Below are 6,617 nucleotides of genomic sequence, written 5' to 3'. Positions count from 1 at the left end.
CACCTTCGGTATAGGTTACTCCATCAACCACCACTACCAAATCATCAGCCGAATCAGCGGTTCCGGTAATCGTTGGTGTGTTGTCATTCGTTCCCAAAGGGTCTACAGTTGGAACCGTAGGTGGTGTAGTGTCAATGGTGAGTTCATCAACAGTCGCATCAACTGAAGCGTTACTGGCGGCATCAGTAGCTGTAGCCATCACATCGTAAGTACCATCTGCAAGTGGACTCGGGATTGTCAGCGTCCAGGTATCATCGCCATTATCTACCAGGTTTCCGTCGCCTTCTGTGTAAGTTACTCCATCAACCACCACAACCAAATCATCAGCAGAGTCAGCGGTTCCGGTGATTGTTGGTNCAGGTGTTATCGCCGTTGTCAACTAAATTTCCGTCGCCCTCGGTGTAAGTCACTCCGGCTACAACCACGACCAAATCATCAGCAGAATCAGCAGTTCCGGTAATCGTTGGAGTATTGTCATTAGTTACCAAAGGATCTACAGTTGGAACCGTAGGTGCCGTGGTGTCAATCGTAAGTTCATTAATGGTCGCATCGGTCGAAGTATTCCCGGCGGCATCAGTGGCCGTTGCCATCACATCGTAAGTACCATCTGCAAGCGGACTCGGGATTGTCAACGTCCATGTATCATCGCCGTTATCAACTAAGTTTCCGTCACCTTCGGTGTAGGTTACTCCATCAACCACCACCACCAAATCATCAGCAGAAACAGCAGTTCCGGTTATCGTTGGAGTATTGTCATTCGTGACCAAAGCATCTACTGTTGGAACCGTAGGTGGCGTGGTGTCAATCGTGAGTTCATCAACAGTCGCATCAACCGAAGCATTCCCGGCGGTATCAGTGGCCGTTGCCATAACATCGTAAGTACCATCGGCAAGCGGACTGGGAATTGTAAGCGTCCAGGTGTTATCGCCATTGTCAACCAGATTTCCGTCGCCTTCGGTATAGGTTACTCCAGCTACAATCACTACCAAATCATCAGCAGAGTCAGCAGTTCCGGTAATAGTCGGAGTATTATCGTTTGTTACCAAAGGATCTACCGTTGGAACCGTAGGTGGTGTAGTATCAATCGTAAGTTCATCAACAGTTACATCAGTCGAAGCATTCCCGGCAGGATCAGTCGCCGTTGCCATCACATCATAAGTGCCATCTGCAAGTGGACCCGGGATTGTAAGCGTCCAGGTGTTATCGCCGTTATCAACTAAGTTTCCGTCGCCCTCAGAATAAGTTACTCCATCAACCACCACAACCAAATCATCAGCAGAATCAGCGGTTCCGGTAATCGTCGGAGTATTGTCATTCGTCACCAAAGGATCTACAGTTGGAACCGTAGGTGGCGTGGTGTCAATCGTAAGTTCATCAACAGTCGCATCAACCGAAGCATTCCCGGCGGCATCAGTGGCCGTTGCCATAACATCGTAAGTACCATCTGCAAGTGGACCCGGGATTGTAAGCGTCCAGGTGTTATCGCCATTGTCAAACAGATTTCCGTCGCCTTCGGTATAGGTTACTCCAGCTACAATCACTACCAAATCATCAGCAGAGTCAGCAGTTCCGGTAATAGTCGGAGTATTATCGTTTGTTACCAAAGGATCTACCGTTGGAACCGTAGGTGGCATGGTGTCAATCGTAAGTTCATCAATTGTAGCATCGGTCGAAGCATTCCCGGCAGGATCAGTCGCCGTTGCCATCACATCGTAAGTACCATCAGCAAGCGGACTCGGGATTGTTAGCGTCCAGGTATTATCGCCGTTATCAACTAAGTTTCCATCGCCTTCTGTATAAGTCATTCCATTTACAATCACCGCCAAATCATCTGCAGAATCAGCAGTTCCGGTAATAGTCGGAGTATTATTGTTTGTTACCAAAGGATCTACCGTTGGAACCGTAGGTGGTGTAGTATCAATCGTAAGTTCATCAACAGTTACATCAGTCGAAGCATTCCCGGCAGGATCAGTCGCCGTTGCCATCACATCGTAAGTGCCATCTGCAAGCGGACTCGGGATTGTCAAGGTCCATGTATCATCGCCGTTATCAACTAAGTTTCCGTCACCTTCGGTGTAGGTTACTCCATCAACCACCACCACCAAATCATCAGCAGAAACAGCAGTTCCGGTTATCGTTGGAGTATTGTCATTCGTGACCAAAGCATCTACTGTTGGAACCGTAGGTGGCGTGGTGTCAATCGTGAGTTCATCAACAGTCGCATCAACCGAAGCATTCCCGGCGGTATCAGTGGCCGTTGCCATAACATCGTAAGTACCATCGGCAAGCGGACTGGGAATTGTCAGCGTCCAGGTGTTATCGCCATTGTCAACCAGATTTCCGTCGCCTTCGGTATAGGTTACTCCAGCTACAATNCCATAACATCGTAAGTACCATCGGCAAGCGGACTGGGAATTGTCAGCGTCCAGGTGTTATCGCCATTGTCAACCAGATTTCCGTCGCCTTCGGTATAGGTTACTCCAGCTACAATCACTACCAAATCATCAGCAGAGTCAGCAGTTCCGGTAATAGTCGGAGTATTATCGTTTGTTACCAAAGGATCTACCGTTGGAACCGTAGGTGGTGTAGTATCAATCGTAAGTTCATCAACAGTTACATCAGTCGAAGCATTCCCGGCAGGATCAGTCGCCGTTGCCATCACATCGTAAGTGCCATCTGCAAGTGGACCCGGGATTGTAAGCGTCCAGGTGTTATCGCCGTTATCAACTAAATTTCCGTCGCCTTCGGTATAAGTAACTCCGGCTACAACCACTACCAAATCATCAGCAGAGTCAGCAGTTCCGGTAATTACAGGTGTATTGTCATTCGTTACCAACGGATCTACCGTTGGAATCGTAGGTGGCGTGGTGTCAATCGTAAGTTCATTAAAAGTCGCATCCATACTGGTATTCCCCACCGAATCGGTAGATATGGCAATCACGTCATAAACCCGATCTGCAAGCGGAATAGGTATATTTAACGTCCAGGTATTATCACCGTTATCGATTAGATTCCCATCTCCTTTAGCATATGAAATACCTCCTACAATGATGGTCAAATTGGCTCCGGAATCAGCAGTACCGGTTAGGGTTGGTGTATTATCAGTAGTTACCAGAAAATCTACTGTGGGTATTACAGGTGCTGTGGTATCAATGTTAAGTTCATCAACAGTCCCATCAACCGAAGCGTTACCGGCGGCATCGGTCGCTGTAGCCGAAACATCGTATGCACCATCGGCCAGGGGACCCGGGATTGTTAATGTCCAGGTGTTATTTCCGTTGTCAACCAGGTTTCCGTCACCTTCAATATAGGTCGTCCCATCAACGCTCACCGTGAGATTATCTATGGAATCAGCAGTACCGGTAACAATCGGTGTGCTGTCGTTTGTCGTGAGGAAATTTACTGTGGGAACAGTGGGCGGCGTAAGATCAATTACAAGTTCATCGGTAGTGGGATCTGTTGCCGAAAGCGCACCCTGAGTAGCAGTTGCAGTCACTTCATAGGTTCCTTCTGCTAAAACAACCGGAATAACCAGGGTCCAGGTATCATCTCCATTATCCGTAAGATTTCCATCCCCTTCAGTATAGGTCACACCTGCTACATTCACTGTAAGATCATCTACAGAATCAGCCGTACCATTAAGTGTAGGACTGGTATTTGTCGTAATCAAAGGGGTAACCTGAGGTGTAGTGGGCAAACTGGTGTTGATGGTCAACTCGTCAACAGTGGCATCGGTACTTATATTTCCGGCGGCATCAGTGGCTTCAACTGCTACATCATAAACTCCGTCTGTAAGTGCATTTCCGGCAGGAATGGTCAATGTCCAGGTATTGTTTCCATTATCTACCAGATTTCCGTTCCCTTCAACATAGGTTATTCCATTAACGGTAACCGTAATTTGGTCAACAGAATCTGCTGTACCTGTAATTACAGGCGTAGTATCACTGGTTTGCTGCGTATTTACTGTAGGAACGGTTGGCGCTAACGTATCAATTGTTAATTCATCAAGCGTAACATCTACCGAAGTATTACCGGCTACATCAGCAGCCGTGGCGATCACATCATAGATTCCATCAGCAAGGGGATTTGGAACGTTTAACGTCCAGGTATTATCTCCGTTATCGGTAAGATTTCCATCTCCTTCGGTATAGACTACACCGTCAACACTTAGGCTTAAGTTATCTATAGAATCAGCAGTACCCATAAGTGTCGGAGTGTTGTCATTGGTTACCAAAAAGTCAACCGTTGGAACCGCAGGGGGCGTATCATCAATGGTATAATTTATAGCAGTTTGTACTGTTGTTTCACAGAGCAGTAAATTTTGAGAAGTAACCGCAGCTTCAATCGTCAAATCATCATCTGCAACTAATTGAGCTCCCGGAACGTCTACAGTAAAGGTGAAATCTGAAGCGACTGTTGTATTGAAAGCAAAGGTATTTACCGTCACCTCTACCGCGTCTCCTATCTGCGCATCGCCTCCTACACTACCGCTAATAGAAATAGTAGAATTAATTTCTGCAGTATTTAGAATATTGTCTGTGGTAACCGGGTCAAGGGCAATGGTAGGCTGCGGACCTCCATCAAGCGTCACTTCTACCAGTTTTAGATCTCCCGGGGCATTTTCACAACCTGTTACCGCATCAACCAAACTTACATAAACCCTAAACGGATTGTCTGCTTCAGTTAGACCTTCCACTTCCAGCTCACCGGCCGCATTGATGGTATAAGTAAGATTTCCCTGTACCAAACCATTAGTGATGGCCACGGAGCCTGAAGAATCCAGATAGTAATTAAAACTGCCGTTGAGGGTTGTGGTGGGAACAATGTTTAGAATTTCGGGAATACATATGGGTAAGTCGAAGCCCAGAACCGTAATATCTCCTGATTCGGGTAAGGGATTGACCGAGACATTAACGGCTACTCTACCCGATTCTTCGGTGCAGCCTGCAACAAACGAAGCAACATAAAAAGTAGTGTCTGTAGTGAGTGGCGCTGTTACAAAAGCATCGCCACTTGCAACACTAGCAAGCAGGTTGCCGCCTACAGGGCTATCGTACCAGCGCATCTGAGCACCGGCAGATGCTGAAGTAGCAATCAAACTGGCGGTATCTCCTGCACACACCTCCAGATTTTGAGAAGCTGCATCGATAACCGGAATCGCAGGTGTAAGTGCCACATCAAAAAGGTCGAGACGCTGAAAAGCATTAACGCCTAGTAACGAGCTGTATCTTATTACGATGCGATCTGCAGGCCCCGCAACTTCAAAAGGAACCTGCGTCACCGCACCGCTCTGCAATATACCCAGCAAATCAAGGTTTAATAGGGATGCCAGATTTGAAGAACTAATTAATGCAGTGCCATTATAAGCTTCAAACTGTATGTTATTTAAAACACCTAGTGCAATTAATGTTGGGTCTACTCTTAGACTAATCTTAAAATCCTCATCAGGCTGAGAGGCTCTGTCAAAATAGATAATTTGTTCAATAGACGCAGCGACGTCAATGACCCCAAGACTTAATTCTGAGAATGTAGTTGCATCATTATCAATAGCCCGCTCCGGATTATTTATTCCCGCATCCCCTATCTGCAAAATGTCGAGACTCAGGCCATCACCATCATAAGAAGTGAAAGCCGGTTCATTGCATTGAAGGGTTCCCGTCGCATAATATCCTCCATACACGTCAAGAGTTCTGGTATTGTTTAACCCAATTAAGCTGCCCAGACGGTTGGCTATATAAATACGGTTATAAGCCTGATCAGGTGTAATAGCGATATAATATTCACCTACAGCATCAGTTACCAGTCGAACTCGGGCATTGTCAAATGTATTAGGGTCTGCAGAATTTGCCTGTAAAATTGTTGTATTCCCATCTCTGGCTTCAACCAAAATTTCCTGATTGCCCACTAATGCAATACCTAAAACATCTGAAAGAAGATTTCCAAGACCACCGGAAAGCAGGAGCCTGAGAATATCATCTTCAGTTTGAATTTTCAGATAGGTGGTTGTATTTGCGGGTACAGTACTAGTATAGCCCAGTTCAAGAAAACCTGTGAAAGCTCCGATACCCAGAGCTAACCCGGAATTAGACTCGATCTGAGCCCGCGTACCCAGGTTTTCATCTGTGGCAAAGGCCGAATTGCTCACGTGATCCTCAGCAATTATTTGAGTAGCATAAACATCTGCCTGTGCGTAAGTGGTTAACCAAAAAACCGGAAGTAAAATATACCCCAGCCCCAATAAGATTGTGCGTAGTTTTAGATTCATAAAGTGAATTTTGAAATTAAACAGACTCAGAAGCCAAAACATTTTCAACGCCGAATAGAATTGACCTCAAAATCTTGATACAGAAACACATTTCTGATCAAAATCTTAACTCAACCAAAGCCTAGGGGCTCTTTGAACCGAGTGAACGTTTTTTGGAGAATAACAGCGAATGGGCATTCACCGATGAGATCAAATCTAAAAAGACTTATCTATAAAAAGGTATTTTAATCAGACAAAAAGTAAACTAAAACGATTAAATGAGAGATTTTTGTGATTTTTCACAAGTAGATAAAAACAACGGAATAAGAGTAAAAACAACTCTTATATTATATTTTTACAAGTAAAACGTTCT

The 6,617-nt window shown here is 45.6% G+C and carries 3 protein-coding genes; all 3 read right to left on the bottom strand.

The features are described 5' to 3' along the window. Positions 1–349: Ig-like domain-containing protein (locus tag CJ305_RS19825; protein WP_223248860.1), on the bottom strand; the 349-nt coding region annotated here is incomplete at its 3' end. An 8-nt stretch (positions 350–357) separates the two neighbouring features. Next, on the bottom strand, positions 358–2,336 hold a 1,979-nt coding region (locus tag CJ305_RS19820), incomplete at its 3' end, for a beta strand repeat-containing protein (RefSeq protein WP_223248859.1). A 40-nt stretch (positions 2,337–2,376) separates the two neighbouring features. Beyond that, positions 2,377–6,265, bottom strand: a 3,889-nt coding sequence (locus CJ305_RS19815) for an Ig-like domain-containing protein (RefSeq protein WP_223248850.1), incomplete at its 3' end; no start/stop codon positions are given. Between the last annotated feature and the right edge of the window lie 352 nt (positions 6,266–6,617).

The organism is Leeuwenhoekiella nanhaiensis (genome assembly GCF_002744755.1).
In the GTDB taxonomy this organism is placed as follows: Bacteria; Bacteroidota; Bacteroidia; order Flavobacteriales; family Flavobacteriaceae; genus Leeuwenhoekiella; species Leeuwenhoekiella nanhaiensis.
The sequence above is the reverse complement of the archived record's forward strand: the minus strand, read 5'-3'. Positions and strand labels throughout refer to the sequence as shown.